The organism is Mesorhizobium waimense, from assembly GCF_003601975.1.
Classification (GTDB): Bacteria; Pseudomonadota; Alphaproteobacteria; order Rhizobiales; family Rhizobiaceae; genus Mesorhizobium; species Mesorhizobium waimense.
Genome location: NZ_QZWZ01000057.1, coordinates 14,737 through 34,672 on the forward strand (window position 1 = coordinate 14,737; position 19,936 = coordinate 34,672).

19 protein-coding genes and 4 pseudogenes are annotated in these 19,936 nt (G+C 59.5%); 11 read left to right on the top strand and 12 right to left on the bottom strand.

What is annotated here, in order from left to right; genetic code table 11:
- Positions 1 to 22: 22 nt before the first annotated feature.
- From D3227_RS35230 to D3227_RS35245, 4 genes are read right to left on the bottom strand one after another with little or no spacing between them, the layout of a single operon-like run.
- Positions 23 to 1,030 (bottom strand): ABC transporter permease, encoded by a 1,008-nt coding sequence (locus D3227_RS35230; protein ID WP_120018735.1) that lies wholly within the window; start codon positions 1,028 to 1,030, stop codon positions 23 to 25.
- Positions 1,027 to 2,547 carry a sugar ABC transporter ATP-binding protein gene (locus tag D3227_RS35235; protein ID WP_120018736.1) on the bottom strand — a complete coding sequence of 507 codons (1,521 nt, stop codon included), beginning with the start codon at positions 2,545 to 2,547 and terminating at the stop codon, positions 1,027 to 1,029. Before D3227_RS35235 ends, D3227_RS35230 begins: the two co-directional genes overlap by 4 nt.
- Entirely contained in the window at positions 2,544 to 3,584 is a 1,041-nt protein-coding gene (locus tag D3227_RS35240; protein WP_120018737.1) for an ABC transporter permease, read from the bottom strand. The genes D3227_RS35235 and D3227_RS35240 overlap by 4 nt, the downstream gene beginning before the upstream one ends.
- Positions 3,585 to 3,601: 17 nt before the next feature.
- Positions 3,602 to 4,672, bottom strand: a complete 1,071-nt coding sequence (locus D3227_RS35245) for a sugar ABC transporter substrate-binding protein (protein ID WP_245452052.1) — start codon at positions 4,670 to 4,672, stop codon at positions 3,602 to 3,604.
- Positions 4,673 to 5,216: 544 nt separating this feature from the next.
- Here D3227_RS35245 and D3227_RS35250 point away from each other — a divergent pair.
- The 4 genes from D3227_RS35250 to D3227_RS35265 are packed head-to-tail and all read left to right on the top strand — an operon-like array spanning position 5,217 to position 9,418.
- The gene (locus D3227_RS35250; RefSeq protein WP_192183263.1) at positions 5,217 to 6,104 is read left to right on the top strand and encodes a TIM barrel protein; all 888 of its coding nucleotides are present in this window, start codon (positions 5,217 to 5,219) and stop codon (positions 6,102 to 6,104) included.
- Between the two features lie 14 nt (positions 6,105 to 6,118).
- Complete coding sequence (hisD, locus tag D3227_RS35255; protein ID WP_120018739.1) at positions 6,119 to 7,426, top strand: histidinol dehydrogenase; 1,308 nt, start codon at positions 6,119 to 6,121, stop codon at positions 7,424 to 7,426.
- Positions 7,423 to 8,208: an SDR family NAD(P)-dependent oxidoreductase gene (locus D3227_RS35260; RefSeq protein ID WP_208646543.1), complete on the top strand. Its 786-nt coding sequence runs from the start codon at positions 7,423 to 7,425 to the stop codon at positions 8,206 to 8,208. Before hisD ends, D3227_RS35260 begins: the two co-directional genes overlap by 4 nt.
- Positions 8,147 to 9,418 (top strand): trehalase family glycosidase, encoded by a 1,272-nt coding sequence (locus tag D3227_RS35265; protein WP_120018740.1) that lies wholly within the window; start codon positions 8,147 to 8,149, stop codon positions 9,416 to 9,418. The genes D3227_RS35260 and D3227_RS35265 overlap by 62 nt, the downstream gene beginning before the upstream one ends.
- 348 nt (positions 9,419 to 9,766) lie before the next feature.
- Here D3227_RS35265 and D3227_RS35270 read toward each other — a convergent pair whose 3' ends face one another.
- The 3 genes from D3227_RS35270 to D3227_RS44545 all read right to left on the bottom strand — a co-directional run bounded on the left by D3227_RS35270 (position 9,767) and on the right by D3227_RS44545 (position 12,364).
- Positions 9,767 to 10,759, bottom strand: coding sequence for a Tim44 domain-containing protein (locus tag D3227_RS35270; RefSeq protein WP_120018741.1), 993 nt, complete (start codon positions 10,757 to 10,759; stop codon positions 9,767 to 9,769).
- A gap of 265 nt (positions 10,760 to 11,024) precedes the next feature.
- A complete protein-coding gene (locus D3227_RS35275; RefSeq protein ID WP_147377771.1) occupies positions 11,025 to 11,492 on the bottom strand; it encodes a lytic transglycosylase domain-containing protein in 468 nt (155 codons plus the stop codon).
- Between the two features lie 131 nt (positions 11,493 to 11,623).
- Positions 11,624 to 12,364 (bottom strand): sulfotransferase family protein, encoded by a 741-nt coding sequence (locus tag D3227_RS44545; protein WP_120018743.1) that lies wholly within the window; start codon positions 12,362 to 12,364, stop codon positions 11,624 to 11,626.
- Between the two features lie 540 nt (positions 12,365 to 12,904).
- On the opposite strand from D3227_RS44545, the pseudogene D3227_RS35290 reads away from it, so the two are divergent.
- A pseudogene (locus D3227_RS35290) lies at positions 12,905 to 13,159 on the top strand (cupin domain-containing protein); the annotation flags it as partial.
- A 117-nt stretch (positions 13,160 to 13,276) separates the two neighbouring features.
- Here the strand turns inward: D3227_RS35290 and D3227_RS35295 are convergent.
- Together D3227_RS35295 and D3227_RS35300 are read right to left on the bottom strand one after the other, a co-directional pair.
- A pseudogene (locus tag D3227_RS35295) lies at positions 13,277 to 13,516 on the bottom strand (Hsp20/alpha crystallin family protein); the annotation flags it as partial.
- Complete coding sequence (locus D3227_RS35300) at positions 13,492 to 13,719, bottom strand: hypothetical protein (protein ID WP_147377772.1); 228 nt, start codon at positions 13,717 to 13,719, stop codon at positions 13,492 to 13,494. The gene D3227_RS35300 and the pseudogene D3227_RS35295, both read right to left, overlap by 25 nt.
- A gap of 175 nt (positions 13,720 to 13,894) precedes the next feature.
- Here D3227_RS35300 and groES point away from each other — a divergent pair, with 175 nt between their 5' ends.
- From groES to D3227_RS35325, 5 genes are all read left to right on the top strand, one after another.
- Positions 13,895 to 14,209 (top strand): co-chaperone GroES, encoded by a 315-nt coding sequence (groES, locus tag D3227_RS35305; RefSeq protein WP_120018745.1) that lies wholly within the window; start codon positions 13,895 to 13,897, stop codon positions 14,207 to 14,209.
- 61 nt (positions 14,210 to 14,270) lie between these two features.
- Complete coding sequence (gene groL / locus D3227_RS35310; RefSeq protein ID WP_120018746.1) at positions 14,271 to 15,893, top strand: chaperonin GroEL; 1,623 nt, start codon at positions 14,271 to 14,273, stop codon at positions 15,891 to 15,893.
- Between the two features lie 12 nt (positions 15,894 to 15,905).
- The gene (locus D3227_RS35315) at positions 15,906 to 16,181 is read left to right on the top strand and encodes a hypothetical protein (protein ID WP_245452054.1); all 276 of its coding nucleotides are present in this window, start codon (positions 15,906 to 15,908) and stop codon (positions 16,179 to 16,181) included.
- A gap of 19 nt (positions 16,182 to 16,200) precedes the next feature.
- Entirely contained in the window at positions 16,201 to 16,587 is a 387-nt protein-coding gene (locus tag D3227_RS35320; RefSeq protein WP_425374586.1) for a DUF982 domain-containing protein, read from the top strand.
- A 25-nt stretch (positions 16,588 to 16,612) separates the two neighbouring features.
- Complete coding sequence (locus D3227_RS35325) at positions 16,613 to 16,903, top strand: DUF982 domain-containing protein (protein ID WP_120018749.1); 291 nt, start codon at positions 16,613 to 16,615, stop codon at positions 16,901 to 16,903.
- On the opposite strand, the gene D3227_RS35330 is transcribed toward D3227_RS35325, so the two are convergent.
- Positions 16,868 to 18,115: a GGDEF domain-containing protein gene (locus D3227_RS35330; protein ID WP_120018750.1), complete on the bottom strand. Its 1,248-nt coding sequence runs from the start codon at positions 18,113 to 18,115 to the stop codon at positions 16,868 to 16,870. The genes D3227_RS35325 and D3227_RS35330 overlap by 36 nt on opposite strands.
- A gap of 359 nt (positions 18,116 to 18,474) precedes the next feature.
- Positions 18,475 to 18,657: pseudogene (locus D3227_RS35340) on the bottom strand (YciE/YciF ferroxidase family protein); the annotation flags it as partial.
- Positions 18,658 to 18,893: 236 nt separating this feature from the next.
- Between D3227_RS35340 and D3227_RS35345 the strand changes: the two are divergent.
- Positions 18,894 to 19,538 (top strand): peroxiredoxin-like family protein, encoded by a 645-nt coding sequence (locus tag D3227_RS35345; protein WP_120018752.1) that lies wholly within the window; start codon positions 18,894 to 18,896, stop codon positions 19,536 to 19,538.
- Between the two features lie 280 nt (positions 19,539 to 19,818).
- Here the strand turns inward: D3227_RS35345 and D3227_RS35350 are convergent.
- Positions 19,819 to 19,936: pseudogene (locus D3227_RS35350) on the bottom strand (IS630 family transposase); the annotation flags it as partial.

The following is a 19,936-nucleotide window of genomic DNA, read 5'->3' on the forward strand; positions in this document are numbered from 1 at the left end:
TGTTCCCCTTCTTTCCGACGCTTTACTTGATGATGCCAATCTTCTCGCGATCGATCGTTATGGCGACTGCAATGACTATGACCACGCCGAAAACGATGTTCTGGTAGGCGGGATTGAGCCCGACGATGACAGTGCCGATGCGCACCAGTCCGGCGATGAGTCCGCCAACCAGGGCACAGGCAATACCCCCTATGCCTCCCGAAATGGCAGTGCCACCAACCACCACACCGACGATCGCCGGAAGGAGGTAGTTGTTCGCCATTGCAGGCGAGCTGTATCCGGTCTGCCCGAGCAGGAGCAGACCGGCGACAGATGCACAGATCGCTGAAATAGCGAAGGCCAATACCTTCACGCGCAGGGTTTTGACGCCCGACAGAAGGGCCGCCCGTTCTGAGGCACCGACTGCAAAGATCTCGCGGCCAAGACGGGTAAACCGGAACAGCGCGCCGAGGATGGCGGCCGAGATGACAACCACAATCACTCCGTTCGGCAACCCGCCCGTGCGGCTGCCGAAGAACGAGATGATGGCGGATGGTTGCGACAATGGGGCGGCGGTAGCGTTCGAGATGAAGTGGGTGATCCCGTAGAGCATCCCCAGCGATCCGAAGCTTACGACAAACGACGGAATCTGGGCCCGGTGGTGAACATAACCCTGTAGCGCGCCAACGAGGCCGGCAAGCCCGAGCACCGCGACAAAAGCGAATTCCCCCAGGGCCGGATTGAACATGACGAAGGCGACCGCCGCAAACGAAGCCATGGTCGCGACAGACAGGTCGATACCGCCGAGCAGGATGACGACAGCACTGCCCATGACCAGCATGAGCAGCGGCGCGGCGTCTGTTGTCAGTCCGGCAAGTGCCCGCAGTGACAGGAGTTTGGGCTGGACCCACGCGATGGTCGAGAACAGTCCGGCAAGCGCGATAGCCGGAACAGCGATTGACCTGAGCTGACGGGCAATTTCAATTCGCCTGATGGATGCGTTCTGTTCGCCAACCTGGCCAGCGCGAATTTCTGGGCTATCTCCACTCATACCATCGCCTCGACAATTTGTTCGGGCCTTGGCTTGTGCAGGCAAAGGTCTTCAAATTTGGCCGACACTTCGCCATCACGCATGACGATCACGGTGTCCGCCATACCCAGCGTCTCCTCGAGAGTTTCCGAGACGAAGACAATCGCCAGCCCCTGGCGGGCGAGTTCCCTCATGACGCCGAAGAGATCGGCCTTGGCGCCAGGATCAAGGCCACGCGTCGGGTGATCGAGGATGAGCACCTGGAGACGATCCGACATCAGCCATTTGGCCAGAGAAACCTTCTGCTGGTTGCCCCCGCTCAACCGCTCGACATATTCGACGGGTGAAGGCGTCTTGACCTTGAGCCGGTTGATCCAGGAAAGCGCTTGCGCCGTTTCCTTTTTCCGGTTGATCAGGCCGATCCGTCCCATCTGCGGGCCGAAGGTGAGAATGATGTTTTCGAGGACGGTGCGTCCGACTATGACACCCTCAAGTTTCCGCTCGGCAGGGACATACCCGATCCCGGCGCGTATCGCTTCATCGGGCATTGCGGATAAACCCAGTTCGTGGCCGGCGACCTTGACGCTGCCAACCACACCGTCCTCGGCGCCGAAGATGGCACGACAGAAGGTTTCGGCACCCGAGCCTGCCACACCGGTGACGGCCACGATCTCGCCTGACCTGACCGAGAGAGATACGTCGCGAAACCTGCCCGGCGCGGTGAGACCGGCGACCACCAGCCGCGGCTCGAACGCCTCGACCGGCTCGCGACCGCTCTCCTGATAATAGTCGTCGGAGCGTCGGGAGCCGACCATCAGATGGTAGAGCTCCTCGTGGCTCGTGGTGTCCTGCGTTCTTTCCGCGACATTCTCGCCATTGACCATGACGTGAACGCGGTCGGAGATTTCCAGGACCTCTTCCATCCGGTGAGATACAAAAACGACCGATGCGCGCGCTCGCAGTCGCCTGATCTGGCGAAACAGATCTTCGACCTCAGATGGGCTGAGCAGCGACGTTGGTTCGTCAAACAGGATGACAAGCGGCTGATCTATCAGTTCCTCGATTGCAAGCACCTTGGCGAACTCGACCATCTGCCGGTCCGGAAAGCTCAGCGCGTCGACCTTGATGTCGGGAGGGATATCGCACTCAAGCTTTGCGAGCTGTCGGGCAGCTTCCCGATTGAGACCTCTCCAGTTGTAGATACCGAAGCGACGGTGCGGCGACGGCTTGTCGAAAAAGATATTCTCGGCAACCGTGAGATTGGGGATAAGCGACTGCTCCTGATGGACCAGCCCGATGCCCATGCTCGCCGCAGCCAGCGGCGACCTGACGATGGTGTCAACGCCACGCAGGCGAATCTTCCCGGTGGTCGGCTGCTCCATCCCTGAAAGGATTTTCAGAAGCGTCGACTTGCCTGAACCATTCTGGCCAATGAGGCCGAGAACCTCGTTCTGGCGCAACTCTACGCTCACATCGTGCAAGGCACGCACGCCCGGATAGGTCTTGCCAATGTTTGTTGCAGCGAGAACCGGGGTCATTTCACGATCCTCAGCCGCCCACGAAGGCTCCAGTTGCCAATGACCAGGGCTGCGATGATGGTGAGGCCCTCGGCCACATGGCGCAGGTAGGGGTCGACTCCAAGCTGGATCATGCCGTTGCGCAGAACCTCGAGAATGAACACCCCGATGATCGACTGGAGTACGCCGCCCGTGCCGCCACTGAGAAGCGTTCCGCCAATCACGGCGGCACTGACTGCCGGGAACAGGAAGCCCTCCCCGGCTGCGGGATTGCCGACGGCGAGCTGCGCAGAGATCATGACGCCGCCAACGCCGGACATGAGCCCCATAAGCACGAAAGCCAGGATCTTGTGAAAGCGGACATGCTGTCCTGACTGCCTCGTGGCCTTTTCGTCGCGGCCGATGGCGTAGGACATTCGCCCGAACTGGGTATAGGTCTGGAGAAGCCAGCCAAATACTGCAACCGCGAGCGCCAGAAAAACCAGGGCGGAAACGCCAAGGCTCTTGTCCAGTGCCAGACGCGTCAGCCGTTCATCAAGAATTTGTGGCTGCCTACCCGGAAAGAGCAATGTGGCGATACCCAGTCCGACAAACCAGGTTGCGAGTGTGACGATCAGGGACGGTAGCCGCAGAAATGTGTAGACGAGACCATTGACCAGGCCAAACGCTGAGCCAAGACAGGCGCCCGCCAGAATGGCCCACCAGCCCAGATCGAAACCTGTCACAGAGTTGGCGATGAGCAGCGAGACCAGCATGCTCGATGCTGCCATCACGCCTTCGATCGACAGGTCGATGGAACCCTGGATCAGGATGAAGGAGAGGCCCACGACGAGGACAACCGGGATCGCGCTCGATTCAAGAACGACCTTCAGGTTGCTGGCTGACAGAAACTGCGCGCTTGCCAGCGAGAAGACCAGGACGAGAACTGCAAGCGTGGCAACCGGGCCGAGTTCCTTGAGCGGAAATCGAAGCCTCGATGCGACCTTTGGCTGGCCCGCTAGCCTCCCCGCACCTTTGTACGGGGAGGCTTCGATGCCCGCGTTTTGCGTGAGTGTCATGACCGACCAGTTCCAGCTTACTTGTTGGCACCGGCGGGGATCTGACCGACCGAGGCCGCCCAGAAATTGGCCTTCACCTTGTCGTAGCTATAGTCGGCTGCAACGTGCTTGCCGTTGAGGATCGCCTCGACATTGTCTTTGTTGACCAGGGTCTGGGACAGGTAGAAATCGCGTTGCTCTTCTTTCAGTTTGGCAAGGTCGATGTCGCCGGTGATCACGCCAACGGCCAGTGCTGTGGCCGTTGCGCCTTGGACATAGCCATCTATGTACATCGTCGAGAGCATCTCACCCGACTTGATAAGCTGCATGACATCGCTTGAACCGTCGGAACCCGTGACGAGAACCTTGCCGGCAAGGCCCTGTTCCCGTAGCGCCGCTACTGCGCCGAGAGCCATGCCGTCATTGGCAGAGAAGATACCCTTGAGGTCGCTGCCGTATTTGGTAAGCCAGGCTCGTGTGATGCTTTGGCCCTGGGTCTGATCCCAGTTTCCGACCTGGACATCGACGAGTTTCAGCCCCGGGCATTCGGCAACCGCCTTTTCGAGCCCGGCGAGCCTCTGCTTGGCCGGCGGATTGTCCGGTATGCCCTGAAGGGCAGCGATGTTGCCCCTCCCGTTGAGCGCCTTGCACAGTTCCATGCCGTTCCGATAGCCGGAATCGACGCCGTCGAACGAGATGTTGGCGACCCAGGCGTCCGGCGCCGTATCCCACGGATGAATCTCGTCGGGGCGATTCCAGAGATTGACGATCTTGGCGCCGGCGTCTCGCGCCCGCTCCACAATCGCTTTGGTGAAGGCGTTGGACGCGGGGTCGACGGCGATCGCGCACCCCTCGCAGCCGGTCGCGAACACGGCCCCGAACTGCTCCAGCAGTTTCTGCCCGTTGAAGTCGCTGACGATAACATTGACGTCCTTGCCCTTCGATCCGGCGACCGCCTTTGCCCCCTCGATAAATGCTGCCCAGTACTCGCTGGACGCGCTCCCGACGCCGACATAGACGTTCCCAAGGTCTCCGGCGAACGAGGCAGATCCCGACAGCGACAGTACGCCTAAGCCGAGTGCAAGCTTTCTCATCAGATTCTTTAGCATGGCTTCCTCCCTGGTCATGAAAACCACCCGCCACGGACGGGGTGCCCATCACCAAACGCCAATTTGCATAGCAATGCAACAAGAATCTTGCATTGCTATGCTGAGCAACCGCAATTTTCCTCCCAACGCATTGTAAAAAAACGATATATCGCCGCAGGGCTTCCCTGATGGACCCAATCTCTGAATTTCTGTCGGCTCTTGGGTGCGCCTTTTCGGAATAAAGTACCCGATTGCGCTCCTGCATGGCCGAACGCATAGAGCCAATCGCCAGCGCTCTGGCCTGATGCCTTAATCACCGGGCAGAGACGCGGGCCGCCAAGCGTCAACCAGCTTCAATACAAATAATTGTTTTCATTGCACTTATTCGTCTCAGCGATGCCCACCAGATAATGTATCAGAACTCGCTTGGGAGCGAGCGCATCCAAGGAACTCCGTCGGCAAGCGAAGAGAACGGATTGCATTGCTATGCAAAATGTGATTTATGCGGGGGATCGCTCGTCCGCGATCAGGGCGACGCAGGATGCATAGCCAAAGGATATCCAGTATGCTCGTCAAACTTGCCAATGCGCCCGTGTCCTGGGGGGTCGACTACGCCGACGATCCTAAAAACCCGGCTTGGCCGCGTGTGATGGATGAGATCGGCGCGGCCGGTTACGGTTACACCGAACTCGGTCCCTACGGCTACTATCCGACGGATCCTGCGGTTCTGCGGCCCGAGTTTGATCGCCGCGGCCTTACGGTGATGGCCGGATTCGTGTTTCAGGATCTGCATAGCCCGGAGAAGGCTGAATCAGTGCTCGACGTTGCAGAGCGCACGGTGCGGCTGCTTGCGGCGGCCGGCGGAAAGTACCTTGTCACTATCGACCACATCTCGCCGGAAAGGATGAATACGGCCGGGCGACGTGACCTCGCTCAGCCAATCGGTGCGCAGCGCCTCGACCATCTTGTCGGGCTGATCGATAGCATCGCCGACCTCGCGCTCGCACACGGGGTCATGCCTGTCATCCACCAGCATGCTGGCTGCTACATCGAATTCGAGGACGAAATCGAGATCGTCCTGGACCGGCTGGACCCGAGCCGGGTCGGTATCTGCATTGATACCGGCCACATGGCATATGCGGGCATCGATCCTGTCGCCTTCTACCGCCGGCATGCGCATCGCGTGCGCTACTTCCACTTCAAGGATATCGATCCGGTTGTCCACAAACGCGTACTTGCAGATCAGATTCCGTTTCTCACCGCTATCGAGCAGAAGATTTTCTGCCCGCTGGGCAAGGGCGTTGTCGACTGGGCCGGACTGGCAACCGCATTGCGGGAAACCGGTTATGACGGGGCCGCGACAGTGGAACAGGACATTGATCCGACCATTTCGCTCAATCCCGCGGACGATGCGCGGGCCAGTCTCGCCTATCTCCGCTCCGTCGGCTTCTGAAACGAGGTGCTGCAATGATCCGTGTCCTGAAGGAAGGCCGTTCATCGGTTCAGAAAGTCAATGACCATGCCTCTGTCAAAGCGGCGGTAGAATCCGTACTGGCGGCCGTCGAGCAACGCGGCGACGAAGCAGTGCGCCACTATTCAGAAACGTTCGACAAATGGGCACCCGAGAGTTTCCGCCTGTCACATGCTGAGATCGACGGATGCATCGCCGCCGTGGCACCCCGCGACCTCGATGACATCCGCTTCGCACAAGCACAGATCCGGCGCTTCGCGCAGATCCAGAAAGATGCGCTTCGTGACGTCGAGGTCGAGACCCTTCCTGGTGTAGTGCTGGGACACAAGAACATTCCGATGAGTTCGGTCGGCTGCTATGTGCCCGGCGGCAAGTACCCGCTGGTGGCCTCTGCGCATATGAGTGTCATCACAGCGAAGGTCGCGGGCGTGAAGCGCGTCGTGGCCATGACCCCGCCCTTCCATGGCAAACCCGCTCCTGCGGTGATCGCCGCAATGGCCCTTGCCGGCGCCGACGAAATCTACGTGATCGGTGGCATTCAGGCGATCGGCGCGATGGCGATCGGCACGGACACGATTGATCCGGTCGACTTCCTGGTCGGGCCGGGCAATGCGTATGTAGCCGAAGCAAAGCGCCAACTGTTCGGACGCGTCGGCATCGATTTGCTCGCCGGGCCGACAGAGACATTGGTTATTGCCGATGAGACGGTTGATGCGGAGCTCTGTGCCACGGACCTTCTTGGTCAGGCCGAGCACGGCCCTAATTCGCCGGCGATCCTGCTCACCAGTTCCGAACGTCTGGCTCGAGACACTGTCACCGAGGTCGAGCGGCTCCTCGAAATCCTCCCAACCGCGACGATCGCCCGCCAGGCCTGGGCCGACTACGGTCAGGTCATCGTCTGCGACAACGAGGAGGAGATGGTGGCGGAAGCCGACCGGATTGCGTCCGAACACGTCCAGGTCATGACCCGCGATCCCGAGTACTTCCTCGCCAACATGACGAACTATGGCGCCCTCTTCCTGGGACCGCGAACCAATGTTGCCTACGGCGACAAGGTCATCGGCACCAACCACACTTTGCCGACGCTCGGCAATGCCCGGTTCACCGGCGGTTTATGGGTCGGCAAATTCATGAAGACATGCACCTACCAGCGTGTCCTGACCGACGAAGCCTCGGCCATGATCGGCGAATACTGCTCGCGGCTGTGCGTGCTCGAGGGGTTTTTCGGCCATGCTGAGCAGGCCAACATCCGCGTGCGACGCTATGGCGGCAGGAACGTGACTTATGCGCAAGCCGCCGAATGATGGTTGATGCGGCGCCCATAAGCTTGCCCGCAATGCCGTCATTCCGTCTTGACGGACGGCGGGCGCTGGTGACTGGCGCCGGGCGGGGGATCGGGGCGGCACTGGCTTCTGCTCTAGCGGAGGCAGGTGCCGAGGTCGTTCTTGCGGCCCGCAGCACCACGGAGATTGAGGAGGTTGCGACAGCTATCAGGGCGCGCGGCGACCGGGCCGCTCCACTGACCCTGGACGTGACCGACGTCGCCGGGGCGCGCGAAATCCTAGCGGTCCAGCCCGCCTTCCACGTTCTTGTCAGCAATGCCGGCACCAACCGGCCCAAACCGATCGCTGAGGTGACGGAGGACGACTACCACGCGGTACTCGATCTCAATCTGAAGGCTTCGTTCTTCGTCTCCCAGACCGTCGCGAAGCGCATGGCCGAGGACGCGATCCGAGGATCGATCATTTTCATGTCCTCGCAGATGGGCCATGTCGGTGCGGCAAACCGGACACTCTATTGCGCCTCAAAACATGCAGTCGAGGGTCTGACGAAGGCGATGGCAGTGGAACTCGGCCCGATGGGCATCCGCGTCAACACGATCGCGCCCACGTTTATCGAGACGCCAATGACGCAACCATTTCTGAAGGATCCGGTCTTTGCGCAATCCGTCCTCGCGAAGATCAGACTTGGCCGGCTGGGGCGTGTGGAGGATCTGATGGGCGCGGCAGTTTATCTGGCCTCCGATGCCTCGGCACTGGTCACAGGAACCTCACTGGTTGTCGACGGCGGATGGACCGCGGAGTGAGCGAACGCAATCTCGCCGCTCCAGAATGAAAGAGAGCAGCAGCATGGAAATTCTTGACTACATCGAGGCCTATTGGCCACGGATTGTCCGTAACGTGTCCGTTGACGAAGGCACGCTGATCGGGCTCCCCCGACCTTACATGGCGCCGGCCGAGGACCCGATTTTTCAGGAGATGTTTTACTGGGACAGCTATTTCACGGCCGTTGGTTTGAGCGGCACGCCTCGCGAGCAGCTTGTCGTCGACATGGCCGAGAATATGGTCGCAATGCTGCGTCGCTTTGGCATGATCCCCAATGCAAGCCGACTGTATTTCCTTTCACGCAGCCAGCCGCCACTTTCGACTGCCATGTTTCGCCTTGCCTTCGAAACGAAAGAGGCTCGTGGCGATGCTGATGCCTGCGCTTTCCTTGCTGAAGCCATGAACCTCGCAGCTCTCGAGCATAGAAGTGTCTGGCTTGGCGAAATTCATCCTCACATCAGGCGTGTTCATGCTGGACTGTCGCGCTACTTCGACGCGAACTACACTGACGAACTCGCGAGCTTTGAGAGCGGCTGGGATCGCTCGACGCGCTGTCAGAATAGGTGGCTCGATCACCTTCCGATTTGTCTTAACTCTGTCCTGTATCTACGCGAAATCGACCTTGAGTGGGCATCTCGCCGCTTAGGCGATGACGAGAGCGCCGACGCGTGGAGATCGGCCGCTGACGCACGGGCCGCATCTGTGCGCGATCTGATGTGGGACGAAACAGCCGGCCTCTTTTTTGATTTCGATTACGTCGCCGGCAAACGCGATGGCGTAGCAACGCTGGCTGCATTCTTTCCTCTGTGGTCAGGCCTCGCCTCGCAATCTGAAGCTGACCGAATGGTAGGTGAGTGGTTGCCGAAGTTCTCGCAGCCTGGCGGATTGGCAACTTCGCTCACTGCCCGAGATGGGCATCAATGGGCATGGCCAAACGGATGGGCTCCCTTGCAGTGGATCGTTGTAGCCGGCCTTGAACGCTACGGCTTTCGTGAGGAGGCAATGCGGATCATGCGCGCCTGGTGCGACACCTGTGTCCTTAGCTTCGAGAAAACTGGGGCTATGTGGGAAAAGTACAACGTCGTTGAGGTGGGCTCTCCACCGGTCGATGATCGTTACGGCTCCGTCAGCGGATTTGGATGGACGAACGCAGTGTTCCTCGATTTTCATCGACGTCTCGGGGATCGCTAAGAAGGATCGGCGCGCGCCGAAACCCAAACGCGCGATTTCTTCGGCAGGGGCAACGCCCCTCCTCGGCGTTCGGAGCGGCTCCCGTTCTCTAGGGATGACGCGCAAACCACAGTTTGGCGAACCTATTGGCGAACCGGTCAATAAACCATTGATAAATAACGACAATGATGGGCGCTGAGGGTCAACGTTTCCTATGGGAAATCAATACGTTAGCGGAGGGTTCGCCAACCCATTTCCTTCGTATTCGCTCGTATGGTCAGGCGAACCTAAGGACCAGGAAGAGGACTAGGGGCGATGGCTCAATCGGACGTTGTTCGTATTCATGACCGCTGCGGAAAGCGTGGGCAGTTAGGCCTGCTGTATTGCGGCGAGCTTCCACTCCGCGCCGTCCTGACGCGTGAAGGTCCACAGTTCAGTTGTTTCCGTCGGCCTATCGGCTTCGCCCGCGACGGTCTTGCCGCTGACGCGATCGCGGGTCACGTCGCGAGACTCATAGCGTAAAGCAGCCGTCGCGTAGTCGCGACTATCCTCCCGCCAGCTTTCCGCCACGTCGGCCTGCAACAGGCTGACGTCTGACACGTCGTTCCTAATGCCATTTTTGGCATTGTCTGCCAGTTCCTCGGACAGGTACGACACCATCTCGGGGGTCGCTAGGCGGCGCAGGGCAGCATGGTCTTCGCGCCCGAATGCTTCCTGAACTTCGGTCAACCTTTGCTGGAATGTGTCGAGGTCTGTTTGGGTCAGTTTGATTTCATCGGGAACGTTCGCTTGAGCCGTCCTGCCAAATCCAGACCCGATGCCAGGAATGGCGAAAGACGTGACGTTGTCGGCATCGCGCTGGGTCGCGTCGCTTCGCCCAAAGCTTCCCAGGCCTCGCGGAACACCAGACATGGCGGGCGTTGGGCTGCGTGCCGATTGCGATCCGAAAAAGCGAAGGGCCAGCATGATCGCGCCGCCGATCAGCAGCGCCTGAACCAGCAAACCGAAGATGCCGGCCAGACCGCCGAACCCGTGGCCCAGAAGAACTCCGATCAGACCGCCGAGCAGCAGGCCGCGCATCATCGAACCGCCGAAGCCGTTGAAGAAGCCTGGTCGTTGCGGGAACATCTGCGTCTGCCGGGCCGCATTGTTCGTTCCGGCATCGGGGGTCATCGTGCGTTGGACAGGAGCGACCGGGTTTGGTGCCGTTCTGGTCGGCGGGGCCGACTGGAAGGTGCGCGTGCCGCGGCTGCCAAAGCTCCCACCACGGCGCGCCTCGGCGTGATCCATGGCCACCATGGAACATCCCAAAAACAGCCCTGCAAGCAAAACGGCAAACCGGCTCGAACGTGAAATCGACATAGACAACTCCCTCGGTGATACGCGTCCCGTTCATATAGGGTGCTCCGATCGAAATATCAGCGATCTCCGCACCATCTGCGTTCAACCGGCGACCAGTTTTTGAACGTTCGCGCTAGTGTATCTTCGAAACCCAACTGTGGGCCGTCATGGATAGTTGCTTCTAGCGTCAGCAGCCCAACGAATCGCCGAAGAACACGCTGGTGACAACGTCGCGCGAGCGGCTACAATGATCGGCACCGAGGCGGTACTTGATCCGCAGTTCTTCTCACGTCGCCGGCATGATCTGCATCAGCCCCATCGCGCCCCTGCTCGACACCGCATGAACATCGCCAACGCTCTCGACCTGCATCACCGCGAAGCAGTTGTTCGGGAAGCGCGAAGCTTTTGGCGGCATCCCGGATGTGCATCGACCAGGGATCAGCAGACGAAGTGGTGCTGCCGCAGGATGTTGCCGGCGCCCGTACGCATTAGACTCGGCGCAAATTGCGGATACTGAGAGGATGAGGATTACGCATGCGGACAGAACCGCAGTGCCTCTGTGGAGGGCAGCGCATACACCGCCGTCCCGATGCGCCATCACCTTGCCACCGTGCTCACTTCGCTCAAGGGCAAGGCTTCGCCGGTCGGACTTGCCAGCCACAAATTGCGGCGCGATGAGCATCCGCAGCGATTGGCAAGCGTCCGGCCGCCCTTGACCTTCGTTGCGCGCGGCGGTCGCCTGACGGGCGATCACGCTTCGGCAGCCGGCTCCAGCGCAAGCCCAGACACCTTTCTCGGCGTCCACCTGGAACAGCTACGCGCGGTTCGCGCTGCTGATGCCGAGGCTGAAACCCCTATCGAACTCCGACCTGGCCGCCCCGGCGTTCAAAACTGGTAACCGAACATGTCTATGTCGCGGCGGTATCGTCGCGCTACCAGATCGCACAATGCGTCGCTATAGCATTCCCTATAAATTTTATGATCGCTCCTGAGAAGATGTGGGAGAACGCAATCGGTTCCGATCCTTTGGCAGACGAGCTGGAAGTCGCGTTCGATTGATTCAAATCTACCTACAAAATCGACCCAAAGCCTACTCCCGCGGCACGCGAACGTGTTCTGAGATCGCCAATGAGGGTCGGCTATATCGTCCGCGATTGCCACAGCGGTTCTAGCAAACTCTTCAAACGACATGGTCGATCTGAACACTCCAAACGGCAACAGAATATTGCTCACTCCAGCCGTGAAATTCTCCTTATCCCCATCTTCTCTGATTTTCTCCGAATAGCACGACAACAGACGGTCCCATGGATTTCTGACAAACGCGAACTTCCAGTAGTCAGTATAGGCCAAAGCGCGACTCTTTGGCATTATGACAGATTGCCTGTCAAATAGGTGATCCCATTTGTTAGTTTGAAATAACTCTGGCTTCCACTCCGATTCAGGAAACTTAACCTCAAGTATGTCCGCGCATGCAGACATGATACTCGAACAAGCAACTTTTGGAATCGGAACGTATATACACTTATGCTTATGAAACACTATAACATCATTGTCGAACTCGACAGGTCTGGCCTGAATCCTTCTGACAAGCTGTCTTATGCGGTTCAGAATCTTTCTTTCGACCATGAATCTTCCCAATCCGGGAGAACGCCAGCGCACAAAAGGGCATCGACGGCTTCTTGTTCTACGCAGGAAGCAGGACGCTGGCTAGCAACGCCTGGCTGAACTGGATGCTACCGCCGGTCGAGATCATGCTTGACAAGAATGTCGCGACGATCTTCCAGCGCCATGTCACGCAGATCGTGGCCGTCCAGCGAGGCTTGACTGGAATCCAAGCGTCGCCTGATGTCCTCCAGGTCCCGTTACGCCCTCGTGAAGAGAGCACGGTTGGACGCCAGGCCCGCCGTCGCGGCCGATGGGGAGGGATTCGTGCCAATCTCCTAAATTAGCAGCCTTCCGCCTTCAGGGATCGCACCATCCGCACCACAACCGGGTCGTACGGGATTTTTTCGGATCGGCTGTAATTGATAGTAAAGAGCGCGGCACGGTCGTTGCAGACCGCAATGGCGCCTACATATCAGAGTAGCTAGCCCGTCTAGGCGTCACGCGCCGGTAGGTCAGCTTCCATCCGTCCTTTTTGTCCTCGACCATGCGATGCTCGATCTCGGCGCGAAGACGATCCGCGCGACCGCGGGGTACTTTCCTGTTCATTCCACCGGGGCGCCGCACAACATCACCAATGTGAGCGAGAAGCCAGCGCGGGTGTTGATGACCGTCTCCCCGCCCGGACATGAGCACTATTTCGAAGAGCTTGCCAAGCTGGCTGAACACGGCTCTCCCGATCCGAATGCGCTTGCCGCCTTGCGGGACCGTTACGACACCGATCAGCTGTCGACGCTGACAACAAGAGCGGAAGCTTGATTAGCAATGTCGGGTTATTATGCTGCTTCTTCATTTGAGGCTTTCGGACGTCATTTGACCATCCTCGGTATCTGCGAGGGTCGGGCTGGGACTAGCCCCGGCCCTCCTTCGCGACGGTCATTTGCTGCCTTTGATTGCAATGCGCCTGGCGTTTATCTGGACCTTTTTTTCTTCCGCAGTGTCACGGTGAGCACACCGTTCCTGAAGGTAGCCGCCACCTTGTTTCTTCAACCTCATGGCCGAGACCGAAGCGCCGCTCAAAGCACCCACAATAGCGTTCGCTGAACTGCGATCATTGTCCTCGGTCTGTGCTTTCTTCTCGCCGCGAAGCGTCAGAACCCCATCATCCAGCATGACTCGATGTCGGCAAGGATGGCGCGCCTTTCCTGAACGTCGACCGTGCGGTCGCCCACGACCTCATCGGCGTGATTGAAATGCCGCGCCGGCAACAGCAGGCGGTCATTAACCGCAAAAATTTCGTGGAGTTCGGGGCCGAATTTCAAGATCAAAAAAATCGCGCGCCCTAGCGAAATAGCTGCATGAATTTGTGTTGCTAGCACTCTGAAATGCCGATTGCCAAATTTTTTCAGCGACCTCTTGAAACTCGAAAATTGCAAAACTAGCTCGATATGTGCGCGACGCCTGAAAAAGGGATCGCGGCGCCCCGCACCGGCCCGATATTGCCGGTCCGGTGTGGAGGAACCTCGAAAATCTGTTTGTCTGAAGGAGAACGATATGACGTTCCGTCCATTGCGTGACCGTATCTTGGTCCGCCGCATCGAAGCCGAGGAAAAGACGGCCGGCGGCATCATCATCCCCGACACCGCCAAGGAGAAGCCGCAGGAGGGCGAGGTGATTGCCGTCGGCCCAGGCGCCCGCGACGAGAGCGGCAAGCTCACGCCTCTCGACGTCAAGATCGGCGATCGCATCCTGTTCGGCAAGTGGTCCGGCACTGAGATCAAGCTCAACGGCGAGGACCTGCTCATCATGAAGGAAAGCGACGTGATGGGCGTGATCGAGCAGACCGCGGCGGTCAAGAAGGCCGCCTGACCGAGGCGATGGTCCAACCGCAATCCAGTCAATGAAACTGCCTAGATGATGGAGTGATCCAATGGCTGCCAAGGAAGTGAAATTCCACACCGAAGCCCGCGAGAAGATGCTGCGCGGCGTCAACATCCTCGCCGACGCGGTGAAGGTCACGCTCGGGCCCAAGGGCCGCAACGTCGTCATCGACAAGTCGTTCGGCGCCCCGCGCATCACCAAGGACGGCGTCACCGTCGCCAAGGAAATCGAGCTTGAGGACAAGTTCGAGAACATGGGCGCTCAGATGGTGCGCGAGGTTGCCTCGAAGACCAGCGATATCGCCGGTGACGGGACGACGACCGCAACGGTGCTCGCTCAGGCGATCGTCAAGGAAGGTGCGAAGGCCGTTGCCTCGGGGATGAACCCGATGGACCTGAAGCGCGGCATCGACAAGGCCGTCGAGGCGATTGTCCAGGAGTTGAAGACCAACGCCCGTAAGGTGACCAAAAATGACGAGATCGCCCAGGTCGGCACCATCTCGGCCAATGGCGATGTCGAAATCGGCCGTTTCCTCGCCGAAGCGATGCAGAAGGTGGGCAATGAGGGCGTCATCACCGTCGAGGAAGCCAAGACCGCCGAGACCGAGTTGGAGGTGGTCGAGGGCATGCAGTTCGACCGCGGCTATCTCTCGCCTTACTTCGTCACCAATGCCGACAAGATGCGCGCCGAGCTCGAAGAGCCCTATGTGCTGATCCACGAAAAGAAGCTCTCCAATCTGCAGGCACTGCTTCCGGTTCTGGAAGCCGTGGTGCAGTCGTCGAAGCCGCTGCTGATCATCGCCGAGGATGTTGAGGGCGAGGCGCTGGCGACGCTGGTCGTCAACAGGCTGCGCGGTGGCCTCAAGGTCGCCGCCGTCAAGGCGCCGGGTTTTGGCGACCGCCGCAAGGCAATGCTGGAAGACATCGCCATCCTCACCGGCGGCACCGCGATCTCGGAGGATCTCGGCATCAAGTTGGAGAACGTCACGCTGGCGATGCTCGGCCGCGCCAGGAGGGTGGAGGTCGAGAAGGAGAACACCACCATCGTCGACGGTGCCGGCCGCAAGGACGAGATCCAAGGACGCATCAGCCAGATCAAGGCGCAGATCGAGGAGACGACCTCCGACTACGATCGCGAGAAGCTGCAGGAGCGGCTGGCCAAGCTCGCCGGCGGCGTTGCCGTGATCCGCGTCGGAGGCTCGACTGAGGTCGAGGTCAGGGAACGCAAGGACCGCGTCGACGATGCCATGCATGCGACGCGCGCAGCGGTGGAGGAAGGCGTTTTGCCAGGTGGCGGCGTAGCGCTGCTGCGTGCGGCTACGGCACTGGACAACGTGCAGGCCGAGAATGACGACCAGAAGCACGGTATCGAGATCGTGCGCCGCGCGATCGAGGCGCCTGTGCGGCAGATCGCCGAGAACGCCGGTGCGGAAGGTTCGATCATCGTCGGCAAGCTGCGCGAGAAACCGGAATTCGGCTGGGGCTGGAACGCACAGACCAATGCCTTCGGCGACCTCTACAACGAGGGCGTCATCGATCCGGTGAAGGTGGTGCGGACCGCGCTCCAGGATGCGGCATCGATTGCCGGCCTGCTGGTGACCACCGAGGCGATGGTTGCCGAGAAGCCGAAGAAGGAACCCGCCGTTCCGGCGGGTGGCGGCATGGACTTCTGAGGAAGCGCAGCGGTGTCCGCGCTCTATGGTGCGGACGTTTCTGACACAGGTGAGGCCATGAACGTGATGAATCTAGACGTGATCCCGCCGCCCTCGCACGCGGCCACCGACCTGAACTACGAAGCGGATCTGAAAACCGCGCTGGACCCCATCCTGTCGGAACTCCTTGATGGGGCGGAACGCGCAGGTTGGGATCGGCGCAAAGCAGCATACGCGATGAAGTTTCTGGCCGCGCGGAATCTCACCGACGGCAAAGACCCCCCTGGAAACGGGAGTTCGGCAGGCTAAGGCGCGACGCACGCAGCTATTGCGCACGCGCCGTGGGGAAGGCTTCCGATCGATTGAGCTAATCCCACGTAAAACGGAGGAGAACATGGAACACCATCAATTTCAGCATCCCGTGCGGGTGCTCGTGGGTCTTGGGTTTCCGACCGACATTCAAAGCGTAAAAGACGCCTTCGTCCTGCTGGATGAATGGCCGCCATCGAAGCGAAACCCTGCTCATGGCGTCGCGCTCAATGCCTGTCGGGCAGCCCTCGCCGGCGAGGTGGATGCCGAAACCGCTCGAAGCACTTTTGTTGCCTTCGCCCGCCGCATGGATTTGCTTGTGCCGACCGCAGCGGACATCGTCGCAGCCAAGGCAGTCGGCACCTTCGGATTAGCTGCGAGAGGCCATTTCAACAAATCGATGTAATCGATCTGTTGGAGCAGAGGAAACCATGAGGGATATTCGATTTCCCGAACCAGTGAGACTGCGCGTGAAGCCCGCAAGCGAGCGCATCGTTGCCAGCTCCTGGGAAGCGATCGAGTGCCTTCACGACCAATGGCCAGAATGGGCGAGAGGACCAAGCTATCGAGCTGCTTGCCGCACTTGCCGCGACTCCCTGGACGGATGGCGGGCTCCGCAACAAGCAAGAAGGGTATTTTTGAAAGCGGCCCGTTGTGCAAGTTGGTCCAGGCCTCCTACCACGGCATCACCGCGTCGACTGAATATGTTTGCGCCCGAATGACTCCTGTCTGTGGAGCAGCACTCGGTTCCGGCCGGTTTGCTTGGCAAGATAGAGTGCCGCATCCGCCTGACGCTGTAACTGCTCCGGTGAGACGGCCTCGTCAGCCGTCTGAACTGCAACTCCAATGCTGAGGGTGACGCGGCGCGACACGCGGGATGCCGGGTTGGGAAAAGCGGTAGCCTCAACGCTCTTACGAATTCGCTCAGCCACAGAAATGGCCTCTTCCTCGTCCACCCCGGGCAAGAGCACGAGGAATTCTTCACCGCCGTAGCGGGCCACGTGATCCTGATCGCGCCTCACGTTTTCCTGGATAGTGCTGGCGACCTCGACCAGACAGCGATCGCCCTCAGCATGGCCGAGATGATCGTTCAGCTTCTTGAAGTCGTCAATGTCGCACATCAGCATAGCGGCACCGTCGGGGCATCTTCTGCCACCGCCCCATAGGCGGTCGAGCGTTTCCGTCATCCAGCGCCGGTTGGCGATGCCGGTGAGCGGATCGGTACGCGCCAGGAGTTCCAGCCGATTGTTCGCTTCCGCCAGTTCGGCGACCCTGCGTCGGTCGCGAAGTTCAAATAGGAAAGTCTTCTGAGCGAGAATTGTCATGATGCGCCGCGCGGCGACCGTTGCGAAGATACCGCTGGCGAAAAACAGCGTCGCAGCCACGGCGCTCCCAAATTCGATGCCCGGGTTCCGCAGTTGAAAAACGAGATAAATACCGAGCGCCAATGCGGCAATAGTTGCCGTCCAGGCCAGCGGGATGCCGAAGATGATGATGGCTGTAATGGCCACGAACAGCATGATGTTCAAGTGCCGTTCGTAGAACTCGCCACCAGCGCTTACGCCGACCAAAGCAATCGACAACAAGATGAGGAACATGCCTGCGATTAGCGAAGCCCCTTGGAGCCAGGGCGCCTGCGGTTTTCGCCAGACAAGGACGATGGCCACAACGACGGGCGGAATGATGGCGCCAGGCAGGAGCATCGACAGCGCGATCGCTCTTGGAAGCATCAACATGTTGAGCGCCAGGGTCAGCACATCCAAAAAGGCCACCCAGATCATCCAGGCGCGGATGATCTTGGCCGTTTGCGACCAGACACGCGCTCGAAACAGGCGTTTGATCTCGCCTCTGAGGCGGATGTCGCGCGTGCGGCGTGCCAGAAGTCGGTCAACTTCTGCAGCTATGGCAGGATCATCCTGCACTTCGAGGTGCATCCGATCTGACACAATCGATAGGCCCCTAAGCTGCTTTCTCCTGAACATCCATCCGAGCCATCCGGTCGTCGGCGATGGGCAAGGATGCCAAGCTATCCTGAAGATTTGATGTCTAGCAGGAGCTGATTTGCATATTCAGTTGTAACCACACGGTAAGCAACCGTGGAGCTCCATCTTGATCGCGACCTGCTAGCAGGCTTGGACCATGTCAACGAGACCGTGCCGCAGATCGTCGTCCACCGGGACATAGGCAGACAGGAGCGCTGTCAGACGGTGGAGGCGCGGAGCCCGGCGTCTACGATCCTGACGAAGCCCCTCGGGCTTCCAAGCGAGGGCGATGCCAGCACTTAAGGCGCGGATCAATGTGTCCTGTTTATCGACGTGACTGCGAGGTTCGTCAGCTTGTTGTTGGTGGCTTTCTCCTGGTCAAGGATCTCGCTGAGCAGCGTGTGCGCCTCGTCATGCCCGAGGTCCTTTGCCCATTCCCGCAGAGAGCCGTACCGGGAAATTTCGTAGTGCTCGACTGCCTGGCAGGCCGCCAGCCAAACCTATTGACCCGTTATGGGCGGCGCTCGTGGCGGTCTCGCGAAACGAGCGACCCGCAGATGCTTTTTTCGTGTTATGATGGCGTTGCAACGCGCAATCTCGACCTTGGCAATATGGCAGAGGCCGAAGGTATTTTGCCCTGGCGCAGGAAGTTCTGCGCCCCCAGCACGGCTCAACTACGAGCGCTGGGTGCGCTGCCTTTTCTTGATTGGTCCGGGCGAGGAGGTTGTCCATGTCCACGAGTAGTGTCGACCGCCCGCTGCAGCCGGGCGACCGGGCACCGAATATTGTGCTCGACGCGATATCCCGCGACGGCAAGATCGCGCTCACTGATTTTCGCGGTCGAAGCCCGTTGTTGATCGGTTTGTTTCGCGGCCTGCACTGTGCGTTCTGTCGGCGCAATGTCGCGGCAATGGCGCAACTCGAGCCGGCCCTGCGTGAGAGAGGGGTCGAATGCCTGGCGGTGGTCAATACGCCGGTCGAGAGGGCGCGGCTCTATTTCCGTTACCACCCGGCACCCGATCTTCTCGCCGCGTCGGACCCCGAGCGGGCCTCACACCGTGCTTTCGGCTTGCGCGAGGTCGGGATGGACGAGGTCATGGGGATCCGGACCCATCTCCCGGGCGAGTTGCCCGAGCCTATGGACCCCATGGCAATGGACGAGTTCCTCAACAAGAAGGAGGGATATGAAATTACGGAAGCCGATCAGCGGATGATGGCTTCCGCTAAGGAGTTGCTTGTCGGTCAGTTCCTCATCGACCGAGGGGGCATTGTACGCTGGAGCTTCACTGAAGGTCTGGAGGATGGCCCCGATATTACGTTCAAGACACCGAACCCCGAGGAACTGATGTCGGCAGCTTCACAAGTTGCACATTAATCGGCGGCGGAAATAGGCTGCTGGAAGGGGCTCTACGCTCGCGTATCAAGTCCGAGCCGTGCCTGTTCGCCTTGGGCGAAGGCTTTGGCATCTGCCCGAGAACGGAAGCCCTTGACGCTTTCACGCCGTCTTCGATGACCCGAACATAATGCCTATTTCCAAGTTCCTCGATCTCGACCGAAGTCTTCCACGGTTGCGTGTTCATCAAAATTGCCCCCTTTGCTTTGATGGTCGCTGAAACGTCATCACCGGGGAAATGTTCCAGCGTCTTTAGAGCCTTTCAGGTTTTGACGGAAGCATATCCGGCGTTGTTGAAGTAGTTTGAGCATTCGTCGGGTTCTATGGTGGCGACGAGGTGTCCGATGTGTCGCCAGGTATCGGCGATGGTTCGCTTCTGT

Excerpts from the sequence above, each read along its gene's own strand:
- D3227_RS35240 (WP_120018737.1), bottom strand. The coding sequence starts at position 3,584 with ATGACACTCACGCAAAACGCGGGCATCGAAGCCTCCCCGTACAAAGGT.
- hisD (WP_120018739.1), top strand. The coding sequence starts at position 6,119 with ATGATCCGTGTCCTGAAGGAAGGCCGTTCATCGGTTCAGAAAGTCAAT.
- groES (WP_120018745.1), top strand. The coding sequence starts at position 13,895 with ATGACGTTCCGTCCATTGCGTGACCGTATCTTGGTCCGCCGCATCGAA.
- D3227_RS35260 (WP_208646543.1), top strand. The coding sequence starts at position 7,423 with ATGATGGTTGATGCGGCGCCCATAAGCTTGCCCGCAATGCCGTCATTC.
- D3227_RS35265 (WP_120018740.1), top strand. The coding sequence starts at position 8,147 with ATGCCTCGGCACTGGTCACAGGAACCTCACTGGTTGTCGACGGCGGAT.
- D3227_RS35270 (WP_120018741.1), bottom strand. The coding sequence starts at position 10,759 with ATGTCGATTTCACGTTCGAGCCGGTTTGCCGTTTTGCTTGCAGGGCTG.
- D3227_RS35330 (WP_120018750.1), bottom strand. The coding sequence starts at position 18,115 with ATGCACCTCGAAGTGCAGGATGATCCTGCCATAGCTGCAGAAGTTGAC.
- groL (WP_120018746.1), top strand. The coding sequence starts at position 14,271 with ATGGCTGCCAAGGAAGTGAAATTCCACACCGAAGCCCGCGAGAAGATG.
- D3227_RS35245 (WP_245452052.1), bottom strand. The coding sequence starts at position 4,672 with ATGCTAAAGAATCTGATGAGAAAGCTTGCACTCGGCTTAGGCGTACTG.
- D3227_RS35230 (WP_120018735.1), bottom strand. The coding sequence starts at position 1,030 with ATGAGTGGAGATAGCCCAGAAATTCGCGCTGGCCAGGTTGGCGAACAG.
- D3227_RS35345 (WP_120018752.1), top strand. The coding sequence starts at position 18,894 with ATGTCCACGAGTAGTGTCGACCGCCCGCTGCAGCCGGGCGACCGGGCA.
- D3227_RS35250 (WP_192183263.1), top strand. The coding sequence starts at position 5,217 with ATGCTCGTCAAACTTGCCAATGCGCCCGTGTCCTGGGGGGTCGACTAC.
- D3227_RS35235 (WP_120018736.1), bottom strand. The coding sequence starts at position 2,547 with ATGACCCCGGTTCTCGCTGCAACAAACATTGGCAAGACCTATCCGGGC.
- D3227_RS35325 (WP_120018749.1), top strand. The coding sequence starts at position 16,613 with ATGAGGGATATTCGATTTCCCGAACCAGTGAGACTGCGCGTGAAGCCC.
- D3227_RS44545 (WP_120018743.1), bottom strand. The coding sequence starts at position 12,364 with ATGGTCGAAAGAAAGATTCTGAACCGCATAAGACAGCTTGTCAGAAGG.